Consider the following 1743-nt stretch of genomic DNA (forward strand, 5'->3'; position numbering starts at 1 on the left):
GTCTTGCTTCCTTTGTCGATGGCGAACATAATCATAACCGGTGTTGCTTTCCTCTAGGGGGCTGCAACGAGGCGACGATGTCGCGCGCAGTGGACAGAGCTGGAAGATGGATCGGCTGGGCGTTCTTCGCCGATCTGGCGAACGCGCTGGCGCTCACTTTCGGCTACATGTTTTCCAGATCCGTGACCATGCAGTATCCGGACAAGGAAAAATGGTTGCCCTATTCGCGTTACCGCGGGCATCACTTCCTGAAGCGCGACGAAGCGGGCGAGATCAAATGCGTAGCCTGTGAGCTCTGCGCACGGATCTGTCCGTGCGACTGCATCGAAGTGATTCCCTACGAGGACGAGAAGGGCAACCGACACCCGGCGAAATTCGAGATCGACATGGCCCGGTGCCTGTTCTGCGGGTTGTGCGAGGACGCCTGCCCGGCGGACGCGATCGCGCTTGGCCAACAGTACGAATTCTCGAGTTTTTCCTCAGCTGGCCTGGTGATCGGGCGTGACGACCTGCTCGCCAAGCCGGGCAAGGCGACGACCGGCGGCGGCGTGGTCGCTGCACGTTTGAACACCGAACAGGACGTGCTGGTCGAGACGCGCGAGTCGCAGGGATACAATTGGTGGCGGAATATCCGTCGAACGTGAAGGCGCGCCGGGTGGCAAGCCGGAGCGCGCAGACAGGAGGCTCAGATGCTGGTCTGCCAAATCTTGAAGAGCAAGGCTCCCGAGGTCGTCTCGGTCGCTCCAAGCCAGACGATGGTGGAAGTGCTGCGGCTGTTTCGGGAGAACAACATCGGCTTCGTGGTCGTCAGCCGTTTCCCCGGGGATTGCCTAGGCACGCTGTCGGAGCGGGACTGCTGCAATGCAGTGGCCGAGCACGGAACCAACGCGCCCATGATGCGGGTCGCCGAGATCATGAACCGCGGTGTGGCGAGCTGCTCGACACTGGATATGCTGCCCTCGGTGATGGCGATCATGACCAATCAGCGCACGCGCCATGTGCTGGTCATGGATGGCGGCACAGTTGTCGGCGTGGTGAGCATCGGCGACGTGGTCAAGCACCGCCTCGAAGAATTGATGAGCAACGAGCAGGTGCTGCACGATTACATTGCCGGGACCGGTTATCACTGACCGCCGGGTCAAGGCGCAGGGGGCAGGACGCCGGGGAACCCGTGGTGCCTCAGCCCGGATTGCCAGGCCACGCCCCGACGCCGGCGAGAGTGGCGATCTCGAAAGCCGCGTGCGCCATTTCAACTTCCACCGGGCATGGGTATTCGCCCCGCCGCAGCAGGCTGTTGAGACGCATGGATCTGTAGTTCTCGGGAACGAACACGAGGCCGTTGGGAAAACGCTTGTTGACCTTGAGCTTCGCCGTCAGTTCGCCCTGGGCCGATCGCACGACCACCTGATCGCCATCCGCAAGGCCAAGCTGGGCTGCATCCGGCGCGCTCATCTCGACATATGGGTCATCCGCGACCGTGCTCAGGATATCAGAGCGCTCGGAAAGATATCCGTTGTGGAACAAGCAGTTGCCGGTGATCAGCATGAGCCCGCCGGCGGCAATGGGGGCTGGCGGGGGGGCGAAGAACTCGCCTGCCGGCGGTGCAAGGGCCGCCTTCGTAAATGCTCCGTCGGGACCAAATCCGTCCTGCGTCAACCCCTGGTAGGCCGGAACCAGCCGGGCAATCTCGCCGAAGACTTCGCCTTGGATCGATGGCCGCAACGCATGTCCGCGAAGCACCGC

General features: G+C 62.5%; 3 protein-coding genes. 2 read left to right on the forward strand and 1 reads right to left on the reverse strand.

Annotated elements, in window-relative coordinates:
- The first annotated feature begins 77 nt into the window (after nt 1-77).
- Entirely contained in the window at nt 78-644 is a 567-nt protein-coding gene (locus EOA29_RS35410) for an NADH-quinone oxidoreductase subunit I (protein ID WP_126092619.1), read from the forward strand.
- 45 nt (nt 645-689) lie between these two features.
- A complete protein-coding gene (locus tag EOA29_RS35415) occupies nt 690-1130 on the forward strand; it encodes a CBS domain-containing protein (protein WP_126092620.1) in 441 nt (146 codons plus the stop codon).
- A 49-nt stretch (nt 1131-1179) separates the two neighbouring features.
- Here the strand turns inward: EOA29_RS35415 and EOA29_RS35420 are convergent.
- A partial coding sequence (locus tag EOA29_RS35420) for a molybdopterin dinucleotide binding domain-containing protein (protein ID WP_281061130.1) occupies nt 1180-1743 on the reverse strand: 564 nt, incomplete at its 5' end.

Source organism: Mesorhizobium sp. M1E.F.Ca.ET.063.01.1.1, from assembly GCF_003998155.1.
Lineage (GTDB): Bacteria > Pseudomonadota > Alphaproteobacteria > Rhizobiales > Rhizobiaceae > Mesorhizobium.